Genomic DNA, 14449 nt, shown 5'->3' on the forward strand with positions numbered 1-14449 from the left:
ATTTCCGAAATTTGCAACTTAATTTTTTGGACATCAATTATACCATGAAAAAACACAACTACAGCGCAGGACCTTGTATTTTACCACAAGAAGTTTTTGAAAAATCAGCTCAAGCCATTTTAAATTTCAACAATTCGGATCTATCCATTTTAGAGATTTCGCATCGAAGCAAAGATTTCGTTGCCGTAATGGAAGAGGCTCGAGCATTGGCATTGGAACTTTTAGGATTAGAAGGCAAAGGCTACCAAGCCCTTTTTCTTGCTGGCGGAGCTAGTATGGAATTTTTGATGGCTCCGTACAACTTAATGAGAGAAAACGGTAAAGCGGCTTATCTTGATTCCGGTACTTGGGCGAGTGCAGCTATAAAAGAGGCTAAATTTTTCGGAGAAACAGTGATTGTTGGTTCTTCGAAAGAGCAAAATTACAACCACGTCCCTAAAGATTATAGTATTCCCGCTGATGCAGATTATTTTCACTGCACCAGTAACAATACCATTTTTGGAACGCAAATGAAGGAATTTCCAGATTTGGATATCCCAATGGTTTGCGATATGAGCTCGGATATTTTCTCTAGAAATATTGACTTTTCTAAATTTGGAATCATTTACGCTGGAGCGCAAAAAAATATGGGACCTGCCGGAACAGCACTAGTTGTTGTTAAAGAAGAAATTCTTGGAAAAAATGGTCGTCATATTCCAAGTATGTTGGATTATGCTAAACATATCAAAGCAGAAAGTATGTACAATACGCCACCCGTTTTCCCTGTTTATGCGTCTTTATTGACTTTGCAATGGTTGAAAAATCTTGGAGGAATTCCTGCTATCGAAAAAATAAACAATGCCAAAGCAGATTTATTGTACACAGAAATTGACAGAAATCCATTATTCAAAGGAACTGCAGTTGTGGAAGACCGTTCGACAATGAACGCTACTTTCTTATTAGACACACCTTTGCACACCGATACATTCAACGCTATGTTGAAAGAAGCCGGAATTGTTGGTCTACCCGGACATCGTTCTGTAGGTGGTTACCGAGCTTCAATGTACAACGCAATGCCACTAGAAAGCGTGCAAGTTTTGGTTGAAGTGATGAAAGATTTAGAAAACAGAGTTTAATAATCGGGTTGCAGATTGCAGGTTGCAGGTTGCAGATTGCAGGTTGCAGATTGCAGTATAAAAATATAATATAAGAACGCAATTACTTTCTCCCTAGCGGAAAAAAGCAAGCGAAGGAAGAAAACCTTTATTATCAATTTGGGAATGTACTGAAAACGAATTGATGATCAAATAAAATATTTATTTTGGTTTAAACAACTTTAAACCTTAAACTTTTAAACAAAAACAGAATGAAAGTATTAGCCAATGACGGAATTTCAAAAAGTGGAATTCTTGCTTTAGAAAAAGGTGGTTTTGAAGTTATTACTACAAAAGTAGCCCAAGAACAAGTAGCCAATTTTGTAAATGAAAACAACGTAAGCGTAGTATTGGTAAGAAGTGCCACCAAAGTTCGTAAAGATATTATTGATGCTTGTCCAGGGTTAAAAATTATAGGCCGTGGCGGTGTTGGAATGGACAATATCGATGTTGACTATGCTAAAAGCAAAGGAATACACGTAATAAATACACCTGCTTCCTCATCAGAGTCGGTAGCTGAATTAGTTTTTGCTCACTTATTCTCGGGAGTTCGTTTCTTGCACGATTCGAATAGAAATATGCCTTTAGAAGGAGATTCAAACTTTGAAGGTTTGAAAAAAGCCTATGCCAACGGAACGGAATTGAGAGGAAAAACACTTGGAATCGTTGGAATTGGACGTATTGGTCAAGCCACAGCAAAAATGGCATTAGGTTTGGGTATGAAAGTGATTGCTGCCGATAGTTTTATTCCACAAGTAGAGGTGAAAGTTGAATTTTTCGACGGTCAATCTATAACAACTAAAATCGTTTCACAATCCTTAGAATCTTTGTTTAAAGAAGCTGATTTTATCACATTGCACGTTCCTGCACAAGACGGCTACATCGTTGACGAAGCGGCACTAGCAATTATGAAAGATGGTGTTGGAATCGTAAACTGTGCTCGTGGCGGCGTAATTGACGAAGTAGCTTTGATAAAAGCATTAGATTCTGGAAAAGTATCTTTTGCAGGATTAGATGTTTTCGAAAGTGAACCAAAACCAGAAATGACCATTTTGATGCACCCAAAAATCTCGTTGACTCCACATATTGGAGCAGCAACTGGAGAAGCTCAAGATCGAATTGGAACCGAATTAGCGTCACAAATTATTAGCATTTTAAGCTAAATTAATGAAATAATTTCTCAATAGGCTGTCTCATAAGGGCGGCCTATTTTTTTGTTAAAAAGTTAAAATCCAACGTTTGTTTTCGTAATTTTAGCATTCAAAACTCCAAAGTGAAAAATTATTTTTACATACTAACTTTAATTTTCTTTTTTATTCTGAGCTGCAATAGCCCAAAATCAATTGTGTCGGTTACTGAAAAAAAATTAACTGTAGTCAACGACACCATCAAAATCGCCAAAAAAGACATAAAAGTTACCAACGACACCATCCGAATTGCTAATGATTCCTTAGAATATGAGGTGATTATTATTGACCCAGGTTTTAGTATGTGGATCGCTAGCCGATCTTTTCCGCGAGGATACCATTCTCAATCTTATCTAGAAACTAAAAACATTTTCTACATCAACGAATGGAATAACCGCGTGGTACAACCGCAACGCTATAACCCGAATTTGTATGAAATGAGAATCGATTATGACCAAAATATCAATTACGGCTATGAAGTAAATTATTTGATTTACAATTATATGATTTACTTTCAAAACACCTATAACCAGCGATTATATGGAATTGTCCCTCCAAGATAATACACTATATTTGTGCTATTAGTTTTAATTTAAAATGGAGAATTTAAAAAAACGCTGGGGACTAACTTCAAATTTTCAGCTCAGCATTATTTTTATCGTTTTTGCCATCACCGGTTCGGCTTCTGCTTGGTTGTCGAAACCATTTTGTGATTGGTTGGGAATTGTAAAAGAAGATTTAGGTCTTTGGTTTACTCCGGTTCGATTGCTTTTAATTTTTCCCATTTACCAAGTACTTTTAGTGTTGATCGGATTTATTTTCGGACAATTTAAATTTTTCTGGGCCTTCGAAAAGAAAATGTTAAAAAGTATGGGATTAGGATTTCTTTTCAAAGAGGAGAAAAAGTAACTTATTTTTCTTTTTTGATCCAATAATTGTAAATCCAAGTCAATGTAAAAGATGGGATAAAATCTGTAAACGGAATAATTTCCTCTAGAAAAGTAAAAATTCCACCCACTTTCCCTACCCTTCCTTTATACATCCAAGTCATTAAAAACCCTGCCATTGGAGCCCAAACCACATCTGAAAATTCACCAATCATTGGAATGGAGAAGGACAACATTCCTATCGCGTCGAATACGATTCCCAAAATAAGATTTCTGTTTTTATTGCTTTCTTGCTCGATGATTACTTCTTCTGTCATTTTTTACAATTTTTCAAAACAAAGATACGAATTCAAGTTAGAAGTGGGAAGTTGGCGGTTGGCGGTTGGCGGTTGGAAAGAAATGAAACTATAAAAATTTTGGCATTGCTAAGCAAAATCTTTGTTTCTTTGTGAAAACAGTTGCAAATTATGATACAAGCAAAAAACATTCATAAATATTACGATCAACTCCACGTGCTCAAAGGCGTTGATTTGCATATTCAAAAAGGCGAAATCGTTTCTATTGTAGGTGCTTCGGGTGCCGGAAAAACGACGCTTTTGCAAATTCTTGGAACATTAGACCAACCCACCATCGAAAACGGAATAGGATTGCGTATCAACGATCAAGATATTCTGTCAATGAATGACAAAACCTTGTCTAAATTCAGAAACCTGAATTTGGGATTCATTTTTCAATTTCATCAATTATTGCCCGAATTCACAGCTTTGGAAAATGTTTGTATTCCTGCCTATATTGCCAATAAATCACGTCAGGAAACTGAAACTGAAGCCAAAAAATTACTCGAATATCTTGGACTATCCCACCGAATCAACCACAAACCCAACGAACTTTCGGGTGGCGAACAACAACGTGTGGCTGTTGCAAGAGCTTTAATCAACAAACCAGCCATTATTTTTGCCGATGAACCTTCGGGCAATCTTGACACCCATTCTGCCGAAAATTTACACCAATTGTTTTTTAAACTTCGGGATGAATTTGGGCAAACCTTCGTCATTGTGACTCACAACGAAGAACTCGCTAATATGGCGGATAGAAAATTAGTGATGGTCGATGGATTGATTTCTAAATATTAATTATGATTTTAATTGCACTGAGTTGGATTATACTCTTATTGTTCTTCATACCGTGCGGAATTGCCGTAAAATCGCTTTTAAAATTAAAATCTTCAGGAAATTATATTCCAATATTTTTAGGCCTTTTTATCCAGTGTTTGGGACTGAGTATTTGCAGTTTCTTTTTTAAAATTGGATTAGAAGTATTTATCGCCAATTTTTTAATCAGCGTCGTAATAACTTATTGGAAATCAAAAGAAATAAAAGAAAGTGTAAAAGAAATTCTATTCGATTTACGAGCACTTTCGACTACTTCAAAGTGTAGTCTTTTATCAATATTTATATTTTCCCTGTTTAAATGCAGCCAATTTCCATTTATTGTTGATAATGAAAGTTACTATCTTCAAACCATAAAGTGGATAAACGAATATGGATTAGTAAAAGGCCTTGGGAATTTACATATTTATTTTGGACAGACTTCACCGTTTCACATTTTGCAGGCTGGGTTTAATTTCAATTTTTTAACTGAACGAAGTAATGATATTAATGGTTTAATTTTAAACTTATCCTCATTATACTTCATAACCGAATTTGAAAAAAGATATAAAATCAATGGTGAAATTCATTGGATTGGATTTATTCTGATATTCAATATTTTATTTTTTCAATTTATTAGCTCCCCATCACCCGATTTACTAATTTTCATTTTATCCCAAATACTATTTTATTATTTTATGGATAAAGAGGATTCTCTTGAAAATTATAAAATCGCAACGCTCCTATTTTTGAATTTGCTATTTATAAAAATCACGATAGCTCCCCTGATATTACTACTGTTTTATAAAATGTACAAAAGTAAAAAAAGGCTCTATTTCTTTCTTACCGCAAGTGCCATAATTGGAGCTGTTTTATGTCTTAAAAATTTTATTATAACGGGTTACCCGTTTTATCCATTACAAATTTTACCAATAAACAGAGATTGGACAATCCCTGAGAAATTATTAAAATTTGTAATCCATATCACCGAGAATTCAGGGTATAGTAAAACGAGTGATTTAAAAAATCCAACAATCCTCCATAAATTAAATTCCTGGATTCAACTCGGCGGTATAAATCGCATTTTTAACTTTGGAATTATTCTGCTTTTTGCAGTTGGGCTAGTCATCAAACGCTATAAAAATCAAACAAAATATATTTTTTTATACTTAGTCCTTGCTCTCAATTTTTTAATTTTATTATTTACTTCCCCACAATACCGCTATTTCCTACCTGAATTTGTATTTTTATTTGTTGTAATTTTTAGCACAATTTTTTGCTGCTTTAAAGGCAGTATCAAAACTGCGCTGTATTCATTTCTAATCGCTATCGTTGTCCCTTTAGCCTTTACAGAAATTATAGGCTATCCAAATTTAACAAAAAATAGACTGCACCAAGATAAAGAAAGCAACAGTTGGACTCAAATATTAATTCCAAAAAAAAATTCGAAATATGCTGAAATAGCATTCGAAAAAGTAACAGAAGGCAATTTAGATTTTAATTCCCCTAAGGAAAATTTCTTTTTTTACGGTACAGCCAATGGGGAATTACCTTGCGTCAACAAAGTCCAAGTAGACTATTTAAAAAAGAAATACAATTTCATACCGCAACTTAGAACATCTGACCTAGCTGATGGATTTTATTCAAAAAATACAGCCGAAAATGAATAAATCAGAAATCAAATCCTTCCTCGACGAAAAGGTAATTCAATACAACACCTTTGATTTCATCGAAAGTGACCCTATTCAAATTCCGCATTTGTTTTCGCAAAAGGAAGACATTGAAATTGCTGGATTTTTGAGTGCGACCATTGCTTGGGGCAATCGCAAAATGATTATCAAAAACGCACACAAAATGATGGATTTGATGGGCAATTCGCCTTATGATTTTGTGATGTCACATTCCGAAGATGATTTGGAACGAATAGAATCCTTTGTTCATAGAACCTTCAAAGGAGAAGATTTTTCTAGTTTTATAAAAGGTTTGCGACATATTTACAAAAACCACAATGGTCTTGAAGCTGTTTTTGCAAAACACCAAGAACCTGATTCGATGCAAAAAAGCATTTCGGAATTCAAAAAAATATTTTTTGAAATCGAACATCAAAACCGAACTCAGAAACACATTTCCGACCCAACGAATGGTTCTGCAGCGAAACGAATCAATATGTACTTGAGATGGATGTGTCGCCAAGACAACAAAGGTGTTGATTTAGGCATTTGGAAAAGTATTTCGCCAGCACTCCTGTCCTGTCCTTTGGATGTTCATTCCGGCAATGTCGCTCGAAAATTAGGTTTGCTAACCCGAAAACAAAACGATGGAAAAGCGTTGGCAGAACTCGATTTAAAACTCCGTGAACTCGACCCAAATGACCCTGTAAAATATGATTTTGCGTTGTTTGGATTGGGCGTTTTTGAGGGGTTTTGATGGCTTTTTTCAAACTTTTTGAAGCAAAAGACTTCAACAAATTAAAAGTCATTTTTGATGATTTGTAATACAATTATTATTTTTATATTTGTTTAATATTACGCTACTTTATAGCGCCAATCTACCCATTTTTGGGTTTATATGCGCTAGTTTGTAGCGCCTATATATAAGTTATATGCTACTTGTGCCGAAAATACGCTGATGGAAACAATTTTAAAAATAGTTTGTTGAGTGTAAAATATTGAGGCTTAAAAGGTGGATTTTGACAGCGGAAACGTGAAAAGTGGAAAGTTTTCTTTTAATTGTAATTTCCACTTAACAATACAATTTAGATTTATTAGAAAATAATTTTATAGTGTTTGAAATATGAAACGAATTTTAGCAATTGGATTTTTAACCAGTATAATACAAACTATATTTTATTCCTTCCTCCTGGCTGTAGTATATTTAACAATAACGCCAAATCAAAAACTAGTTATAGGAACTGTATTTCCTTTTATCATACTTGCTTTTTTTATCATTGTAATAATTCAGAATGTATTAACTGCAAAATTGAATAGAAAATTATTTACTTGGACATTTTTTATTTTGTCGTTAGGAATATTTTCATTGCCGATTTTTAATCCGTTTAATATTTGGCTATCAATTTTGTTTTCTTTAATTATTGTTTTGATTTTATTAATACCGATGTTCATAAAGAAGAATTTCATAACAATTGTAAATAATAAACAAGTTGTATAATTAAAACTAAAAATTACGAACCGAAAAACAGAAGCGTGAAAGTTTTAATTTGCCAACAAAAACTTGAAAAGATTGCGGTTAAAATCGTAATTTCGACTAAAAACAAGCAGCATATAACAGCTGTTTTGATATAGCTGGAATTTAGTGGAATTACCGTCTCGCATCAAGTTTTCGTTAAACCAAAAACTGAGCGTTTACGAACTTCCAGCCATCTCAAAGCAGCAAAACGTTAGCAAACAGTTTAAAAAAAATCCTATGAAAATTATTAATGTATTTATAAAAATATTGCTCCTAACAACATTTTCACTTTTTTCACAAAATGAAGTTATTAAAGGTGATCCAGGAAATGGATTTATAAAAGATAATATCTTTATCTGTAGAAGTTTTGATTGGCAAATAAAAATACCTAACGACTATAAAGTGTCTGATGTTCAAGATATTGAACAACAACACTCTAAAGGAATTCAACAAGCACAGAAAAGCAATCCAAATATAAACCTCAATAAAAGTCGAACTAACTTAATTAGTTTTGAATATAATAATAAAAACACATTCACTTCAAGCTTCACTCCTCAACAGACTAAAAACATAACGCTAAACGAACATAGAAAACTATTTGACGAAGTACTCTCAAAAAGCTTAAAACAAATTAAAGGAGCTCGTTTTGATAAAAAAATATCAAACATTAAACTTGGTAAATACAATTTTTACAGATTAAAAATTGAGGGATATAATTTGAATAATCAACTAGTAATTTCTCAAATATATTACAATGCAATTATTGACAAAAATATTTTCGGTGTCTTAATCGGTTACAATGATTTAAAACAAGGAAAAATAATGGAGGATAACTTTGTAAATTCATTTAAATAAAAAACCGATTTGCTAACAGCTACTACAACGGATTTGGGCATTTGGCTTAATTTGGAAATGGTTTTGTGTTTGGGATGATTTGGCAAATCCGAAAATAGGACTTAATTTAGTCCCAAACCCGCTGTAGTACCAGAAAGTTAGCGGTTATATTAGAAAAAAAATGAGAAAAAAGACCTTTGCATTATTACTATTTTCAATTGTAATTTCTTGTTCAAAAAAGAAATCAGAAGTCACAAATTTTTCTAATATAAAAAGTCCTATAACTAAAAATATAAACCTAAAACAGACACCTAGAATTGAGGAACCGAAAAAATTAGAAATTGAGCCTTACGATTTTGATACAATACTAAAAAATGGTTTTCATTTATCTTATCGAGTTTATAAAGACACAATTGAAAATGAAACTTTACAAAGTTTAACTTTAGTAAAAGGAAAAAAAGATATAAAACAAATTAGTGAAACAAGTTTTCCAATGTTGCATAAAAACTTAGGCTATATTGGCGCTGATTTTGGAGAAACTTTTCTATTTGTTCAATCATTTGGTTCTGGAAATCCTCACGAAATTCAACTTATTGAAAAGGAAAATGGAAAAGTAATAACTGATGGTATATTAGTTGACAGTAATGAAGTTGAAAAAGTATTATTATATATCAAAAACGAACACGAAAAAAAGGAAAAATTAATTTTGCTTGACATCAAAAATAACAAGGAAAAAATAATAACCGATTTTGATAATTTAGAATGTACTCACACTGGTGGATTAAGAAACTGTATCGTAATTGACACTGTGACGAAGAATGAAATTATTATAAAAACTGATTCAGAAGAAGACAACTTAACAAAAAAATACAACCGCTAACAGCTAGGGTTTCGTTGCTGCTGCAAGCCGAACACCCGAGCGACAGCGAACGGACGAAGTAATGAAACCCGTGTTGAACCCTTCGATAAACCCATGACAGGCTCACCGGCTATAAATCCGTCAACACTATAGAGTTTTCGTAAAATATTTAGAGAGCCCCGAAGGGTCGGGATTAAGAGGCAAGTGCGCCTCTTTTTTTTTGGATACCTTTCTAAAAAGTAGATAAGTATAAAAAATATAGCAAATTAACTTTTTTTATAAAAACCACTAATACATTTAAAATAATCCAAAAAACACAAGGCCATTTGTCCCTCCGCAGGAATCTGTGGGTCTAGGAGTAAAGACGCTTTACCGCGCAATAAATATACTCGTCCGATGGGTTAAAATATAATTTTGTGAGATATAAAACCAAATGCAGATCCAACGGAGTGTATCCTACAGCGATCATTTGCGATTGATTTCGGAAAATTCCTTATCCCGAAGTGTCGTTAGTGCTGCCACGTTCATGGAAGCAAGTATTTAATATTCGTACCCGTATTTAGGTATTTTTCTAGGGAAGATTGTCAACGTTTGACTCAATCGTAAAACGATCGAAATGACTTCCCTTATAGAACTTTTAGAGCATTTTGGAATTATCTTCTAAAAGACTGTAACATTTTAGACTAGCCCGTATCTAAAAGAGAAATAACCTAAAAAACAGCTAAAATGAACAAAATCAAATTTTTATCTACCCTATTTTTATCTAGTGCTCTATTTTTAAATCTTTTTGGACAAAACAAGTCATATCCATTTACGGTAAAAATAAGTGGACAAGGCAAAGAATCAATCCTATTTATTCCTGGTTTTGCCAGTTCAGGTGAAGTATGGAACGAAACAAAAGCAAAATATGAAAAGGACTTCACTTGCTACGCCTTGACGATGGCAGGTTTTGCAGATGTAAAAGCGCAACCAAATGCAACATTCAAAAATTGGGAAACGAGTATTGTCAACTACATTAAGGAAAACAAAATTGAACAGCCCATATTAATAGGACACAGTATGGGGGGCGGTTTGGCTTTGGCCATTGCGTCTGACTATCCGGACCTTATTAAAAAAATAGTTGTCGTTGACGCACTTCCTTGTTTGGCTGCATTGATGGATCCTGCGTTTAAAGCAGTAGAAAAAATAGACTGTTCGGCGATGATTGATCAAATGAGCGCTGCAACGAATGAACAATTTTATCAAATGCAAAAAATGTCAATTGCAAGACTTGTTGCAGACACCTCGAAACAAGATTTAATCGTGGGTTGGAGTGTTACCTCCGACAGAAAAACATTTGGAGCAATGTATTGCGATTTTTCAAACACTGATTTGCGAGAAAAAATAAAAACAATAAAATGCCCTTCACTAATTTTATTGGAAGAATATTTTAAAAACCTAAAACCGGCAATTGAGGAGCAATACAAAAACTTGAAAACTGCCAATTTACAATATTCAAACAAAGGACTGCATTTTATAATGTATGACGACAAAGACTGGTATTTGAACCAATTAAATAACTTTTTAAATTAATTATTATGAAAAAATTAAATTATTTCATACCAACTAGACAAGGAATAATTATTGGTGCCGCAGTTGGAATAGCAACAAAAAATATTGCTGTAGGTATTGTGTTAATAATAATATTTAGCTTAGCATCTAAAATTAAAGTAATTAAAAAATAAATGCAGGTGTTTGAAGAAATATATGAAAGTTATTGGCAAAAGATATTTCGCTTGTGCATGGGTTATGTAAACGATCACACCCTTGCACAAGACCTAACCCAAGAAACCTTCATAAGCGTCTGGGAACAACTCCCTAAATTCAGAAATGAATCTAACATAGGAACTTGGATTTTTAGAATTGCTTCCAATAATTGTTTGCGGCAAATTGAAAAACAAAAGCGCTTCCCAAAAGCGCAATTTCCTATCAATTTATCTGAAGAAAAGCAAATTAATATTGAACCTCAAATTCAGTTTTTATACAAATGCATTGCCGAACTATCAGAAATAGACCGTATCATTATTTCGTTGGAACTTGAAGATATCAAACAAGCCGAAATAGCCATTATCGTGGGATTATCAGAGGCTAACGTACGAGTGAAAATTCACAGGATAAAAGAAAAATTAACACAAAAATTTAGTAAAAATGAGCGATGATATAAATTTCAAAGACCTATGGACTCAACAAAAATGCGTTGCACCACATCCGGAAAATTTAATTTTTGAAGTAAAAAAATTAAAACAAAACAATTTAAGAAAGCTACTTTTGACCAACCTATTATTACTGGTAACAGCTTTATTTATCATCTTAATTTGGACGCAGTACCAACCTCAATTCCTCACCACTAAAATTGGAATTATATTGATTATTTTAGCAATAGTAGTATTCCTGTTCGCCTATAATAATAGCTATTCTCTTTTCAAAAGCGACAAAAACGCAGAGAGCAATAGCGATTATCTGAAAGACTTATTAACCATAAAGGCAAAACAAAAATTTATGGAAACCACAATGGTAAACGTATATTTTGTTTTGCTTTCGATAGGAATTGGTTTGTATATGTACGAATACACCTCGCGAATGACTTCTTTTTGGGGAATATTTGCTTACGGAATTACAGCAATTTGGATACTTTTGAATTGGTTCTATTTACGACCGAAACAAATTAAAAAACAACAAACTAAATTAGACGAAATTATTACTAAAATTGAGTTGCTGAACCAACAACTAGAATAAAATACAAGGACTTGGCCGCCGACCAAAGATTCGTTTTGTTCGCAAAACAAACACCAAAACGATTGTAAACGGACGAAGAAATCAAATAAATTTATCGAATTCCAAAAAAAATAAACAATTGAAGTAAACTCCAGTAAAACCATTCGAAATACTCAAGATATGCTCAACGATTGCAAATCCATCAACGCCATGAAGCTATCCTAAGGATTGGAAAAAAATAACCAAAGGATGTATTCTTCTCGTTTTGTTGTTAGTATTAAAATGCACAATCGAAGTCAAGAAAATATATTTTTTGTCTTACTATTTCGTTACATTTGTTACTGGCGTAACAGATTTTTGATTTAATCTGCCGTTTTGAAAGACTTTTGAAAGACTTTACCGCTACAAAATAATAAAATGGTACTTCAAGAATACAAACCCAGTTTAATGCTTTCGGAACACATTCGTACGTTTCGACTGGTGCATTATGAGTATAAATTAGATGGCTCCTTACCCATCAAAGCTTATCCGCCGAGACCTGAACAATGTTTGAGCTTTTACGCAAGGGACTGCGAAACTGTCGAGTATCAAAATAGCGGAACAAAGGCCGGTAATCTTTCGTCGGTTTTGTTCGGACACCAAACCGAGCTTACTAACCGATTTGTAGGCAATAATTTTTTATTGATTCAGGTCGTTTTCAAACCCGGAGGTCTATACCGACTTACAGGTATCCCTTGTAATAATTTTACCAATCAATATATCGATGCTGAAGCGGTTTTTTCTAAGGAAATAAAACAAGTAAATGATAAGATCAATGATTGCAAGTCCTATCTGCAAATGATTGAAGTAGTAGAAACTTTTTTGATCCATGAGCTAACACGAACCGGCTGCGACCAGCACGCTGTAGACATCGCTACAACCAATCTTTTCAGTACTTCATTGACCCCAACTGTAGATGTTTTGGCAAAAATCGCTTGTCAATCGACTCGCCACTTTGAGCGAAACTTCAAGGAACGAATGGGCATTTCACCCAAGTACTATTTAAAAGTAATGCGCTTTGAAAATGCTTTTAGAATGAAAAATAAGAACCCCCAGTTAGATTGGCTCAGCATCGCCATAAGTTGCGGGTATTACGACTATCAGCATCTTGCGAGAGACTACAAAGATTTGACAGGATACACACCTAATGTTTTTCATCAAATTGACCTCAATGCCCCGGAAAGGATATTTGGCGAAGCAGACACTTATTGAAAATAGTCGTATTTGTACCACTAAATGTTTTTGGCTTTATTTTTTCTTTGTAATGAACTTAAAACAAATACGACATGCAAAGACGAAAATTTATTGCTACAGCAGTGGTCTCAATTCCCGCCATTGCTCTGGGTGAAACCCTTCTGACTACAGAAAGCAGAACAGACAAAGGTTTTGTGGTGAAGGCAAACGAAAGCCGATTCAAAGAAACGACTAAGCTATTTGGTGGTACGAGCCCAAACGATATTAAAGTATCGAGCAAAGATACCAGCGGAAATCTAACTGTATTTGAATATACAGGAAATGTAAAAGGTGGTCCTCCATTACATATTCACCACAATCAAGACGAAATTTTTTTTATTATTGAAGGGGAATACACTTTTAAAATAAATGACACCTACTACGAATTGCAGAAAGGCGATACCATTTTTTTGCCCAAAAAAGAGCCGCATGCCTTTACACAACGGTCTGAAAAAGGGAAAATGTATTTTATGTTTCAACCTTCAGGCAAAATGGAAGATTACTTCAGAAAACTGGCCACTTTTAAAGGACAACCTACACCAGAGGAAGGGGCAAAACTATTTTCTGACCACGATATGGAAATAGTAGGACCGCCATTAGAATAGTAACCACATCCGAAAACACCGAGGGCTTGACTACAACCAAAGTTCCGTCGCGCTCACAAAAAATCGTTTGCAAGCTGCGGCGGAAACTACCAACAGTGTTCAGCAAAAACCATTGCAAATCAAAACGATACACCAACCGTGCAGCATGCTGTTCTGTATAATTTTTGTTTTTTTTTGCGACTTCACCAACAAGAGATGACCGTTACTTTACATCCTATTTTCTAGCATCTAATTATTACCCATTGAGCGTGATAATAAAATTTCAACTATTGGATTAAATAAAAAATTTAACCACATAGTTCCGATAACTATTAGAACTATGTGGATAAAAAACTTCACCAATTAAATTTCACCCAAGGTGCTATTTTTAAATTATTACCATAAGTAAAAATTAAATCCCCATCCCACCGCTATTTGCGCGAAAACCGATTACTCAATTTAAATTTAGCAAACAGTACGTACAAAAAATGTCGTTACCGGACCCTATCAAAATCCTACGACTTTATTTTAGAGAATTCCTTTGAATTTTGAATCACCTTCACTATCTCTGATATCAGGTTCTGCTACTGAAATTGATTGCACCT

The 14449-nt window shown here is 33.8% G+C and carries 16 protein-coding genes; 15 read left to right on the top strand and 1 reads right to left on the bottom strand.

The features are described 5' to 3' along the window. The first annotated feature begins 44 nt into the window (after positions 1-44). The 4 genes from serC to E1750_RS05280 all read left to right on the top strand — a co-directional run bounded on the left by serC (position 45) and on the right by E1750_RS05280 (position 3229). On the top strand, positions 45-1115 hold the full coding sequence (gene serC, locus E1750_RS05265; RefSeq protein WP_133275767.1) for a 3-phosphoserine/phosphohydroxythreonine transaminase: 1071 nt from the start codon (positions 45-47) through the stop codon (positions 1113-1115). Between the two features lie 230 nt (positions 1116-1345). Beyond that, the gene (locus E1750_RS05270) at positions 1346-2296 is read left to right on the top strand and encodes a D-2-hydroxyacid dehydrogenase (protein WP_133275768.1); all 951 of its coding nucleotides are present in this window, start codon (positions 1346-1348) and stop codon (positions 2294-2296) included. A 110-nt stretch (positions 2297-2406) separates the two neighbouring features. Then, entirely contained in the window at positions 2407-2883 is a 477-nt protein-coding gene (locus E1750_RS05275) for a DUF6146 family protein (RefSeq protein ID WP_133275769.1), read from the top strand. A gap of 34 nt (positions 2884-2917) precedes the next feature. Further along, positions 2918-3229: a DUF6787 family protein gene (locus tag E1750_RS05280; RefSeq protein WP_133275770.1), complete on the top strand. Its 312-nt coding sequence runs from the start codon at positions 2918-2920 to the stop codon at positions 3227-3229. 1 nt (position 3230) lies between these two features. Here E1750_RS05280 and E1750_RS05285 read toward each other — a convergent pair whose 3' ends face one another. Continuing rightward, complete coding sequence (locus E1750_RS05285; RefSeq protein WP_133275771.1) at positions 3231-3524, bottom strand: hypothetical protein; 294 nt, start codon at positions 3522-3524, stop codon at positions 3231-3233. A gap of 150 nt (positions 3525-3674) precedes the next feature. On the opposite strand from E1750_RS05285, the gene E1750_RS05290 reads away from it, so the two are divergent. The 11 genes from E1750_RS05290 (at position 3675) to E1750_RS05335 (ending at position 13865) form a co-directional block, all read left to right on the top strand. Further along, entirely contained in the window at positions 3675-4340 is a 666-nt protein-coding gene (locus E1750_RS05290; protein WP_133275772.1) for an ABC transporter ATP-binding protein, read from the top strand. A 2-nt stretch (positions 4341-4342) separates the two neighbouring features. Continuing rightward, on the top strand, positions 4343-6025 hold the full coding sequence (locus tag E1750_RS05295) for an LIC_10190 family membrane protein (RefSeq protein WP_133275773.1): 1683 nt from the start codon (positions 4343-4345) through the stop codon (positions 6023-6025). Then, positions 6018-6782 (top strand): TIGR02757 family protein, encoded by a 765-nt coding sequence (locus E1750_RS05300; RefSeq protein ID WP_133275774.1) that lies wholly within the window; start codon positions 6018-6020, stop codon positions 6780-6782. Before E1750_RS05295 ends, E1750_RS05300 begins: the two co-directional genes overlap by 8 nt. Positions 6783-7778: 996 nt before the next feature. Beyond that, complete coding sequence (locus E1750_RS05305; protein WP_165698008.1) at positions 7779-8396, top strand: hypothetical protein; 618 nt, start codon at positions 7779-7781, stop codon at positions 8394-8396. 160 nt (positions 8397-8556) lie between these two features. After that, positions 8557-9255, top strand: a complete 699-nt coding sequence (locus E1750_RS05310; protein ID WP_133275776.1) for a hypothetical protein — start codon at positions 8557-8559, stop codon at positions 9253-9255. A gap of 705 nt (positions 9256-9960) precedes the next feature. Then, entirely contained in the window at positions 9961-10806 is an 846-nt protein-coding gene (locus E1750_RS05315; protein WP_133275777.1) for an alpha/beta fold hydrolase, read from the top strand. A 5-nt stretch (positions 10807-10811) separates the two neighbouring features. Continuing rightward, positions 10812-10958: a hypothetical protein gene (locus E1750_RS17720; protein WP_165698009.1), complete on the top strand. Its 147-nt coding sequence runs from the start codon at positions 10812-10814 to the stop codon at positions 10956-10958. Next, positions 10959-11432 carry an RNA polymerase sigma factor gene (locus E1750_RS05320; protein ID WP_133275778.1) on the top strand — a complete coding sequence of 158 codons (474 nt, stop codon included), beginning with the start codon at positions 10959-10961 and terminating at the stop codon, positions 11430-11432. It begins immediately after the preceding gene. Continuing rightward, entirely contained in the window at positions 11422-12009 is a 588-nt protein-coding gene (locus tag E1750_RS05325) for a hypothetical protein (RefSeq protein ID WP_133275779.1), read from the top strand. The genes E1750_RS05320 and E1750_RS05325 overlap by 11 nt, the downstream gene beginning before the upstream one ends. Before the next feature lie 396 nt (positions 12010-12405). Then, on the top strand, positions 12406-13239 hold the full coding sequence (locus E1750_RS05330; protein ID WP_133275780.1) for a helix-turn-helix domain-containing protein: 834 nt from the start codon (positions 12406-12408) through the stop codon (positions 13237-13239). A gap of 74 nt (positions 13240-13313) precedes the next feature. Further along, positions 13314-13865 (top strand): cupin domain-containing protein, encoded by a 552-nt coding sequence (locus E1750_RS05335; protein ID WP_133275781.1) that lies wholly within the window; start codon positions 13314-13316, stop codon positions 13863-13865. Positions 13866-14449: the final 584 nt, after the last annotated feature.

The organism is Flavobacterium nackdongense (assembly GCF_004355225.1).
GTDB lineage: Bacteria > Bacteroidota > Bacteroidia > Flavobacteriales > Flavobacteriaceae > Flavobacterium > Flavobacterium nackdongense.

Coding starts and splice junctions, on each gene's coding strand:
- serC (WP_133275767.1), top strand. CDS start 45: ATGAAAAAACACAACTACAGCGCAGGACCTTGTATTTTACCACAAGAA.
- E1750_RS05270 (WP_133275768.1), top strand. CDS start 1,346: ATGAAAGTATTAGCCAATGACGGAATTTCAAAAAGTGGAATTCTTGCT.
- E1750_RS05280 (WP_133275770.1), top strand. CDS start 2,918: ATGGAGAATTTAAAAAAACGCTGGGGACTAACTTCAAATTTTCAGCTC.
- E1750_RS05285 (WP_133275771.1), bottom strand. CDS start 3,524: ATGACAGAAGAAGTAATCATCGAGCAAGAAAGCAATAAAAACAGAAAT.
- E1750_RS05290 (WP_133275772.1), top strand. CDS start 3,675: ATGATACAAGCAAAAAACATTCATAAATATTACGATCAACTCCACGTG.
- E1750_RS05295 (WP_133275773.1), top strand. CDS start 4,343: ATGATTTTAATTGCACTGAGTTGGATTATACTCTTATTGTTCTTCATA.
- E1750_RS05300 (WP_133275774.1), top strand. CDS start 6,018: ATGAATAAATCAGAAATCAAATCCTTCCTCGACGAAAAGGTAATTCAA.
- E1750_RS05305 (WP_165698008.1), top strand. CDS start 7,779: ATGAAAATTATTAATGTATTTATAAAAATATTGCTCCTAACAACATTT.
- E1750_RS05310 (WP_133275776.1), top strand. CDS start 8,557: ATGAGAAAAAAGACCTTTGCATTATTACTATTTTCAATTGTAATTTCT.
- E1750_RS05315 (WP_133275777.1), top strand. CDS start 9,961: ATGAACAAAATCAAATTTTTATCTACCCTATTTTTATCTAGTGCTCTA.
- E1750_RS17720 (WP_165698009.1), top strand. CDS start 10,812: ATGAAAAAATTAAATTATTTCATACCAACTAGACAAGGAATAATTATT.
- E1750_RS05320 (WP_133275778.1), top strand. CDS start 10,959: ATGCAGGTGTTTGAAGAAATATATGAAAGTTATTGGCAAAAGATATTT.
- E1750_RS05325 (WP_133275779.1), top strand. CDS start 11,422: ATGAGCGATGATATAAATTTCAAAGACCTATGGACTCAACAAAAATGC.
- E1750_RS05330 (WP_133275780.1), top strand. CDS start 12,406: ATGGTACTTCAAGAATACAAACCCAGTTTAATGCTTTCGGAACACATT.
- E1750_RS05335 (WP_133275781.1), top strand. CDS start 13,314: ATGCAAAGACGAAAATTTATTGCTACAGCAGTGGTCTCAATTCCCGCC.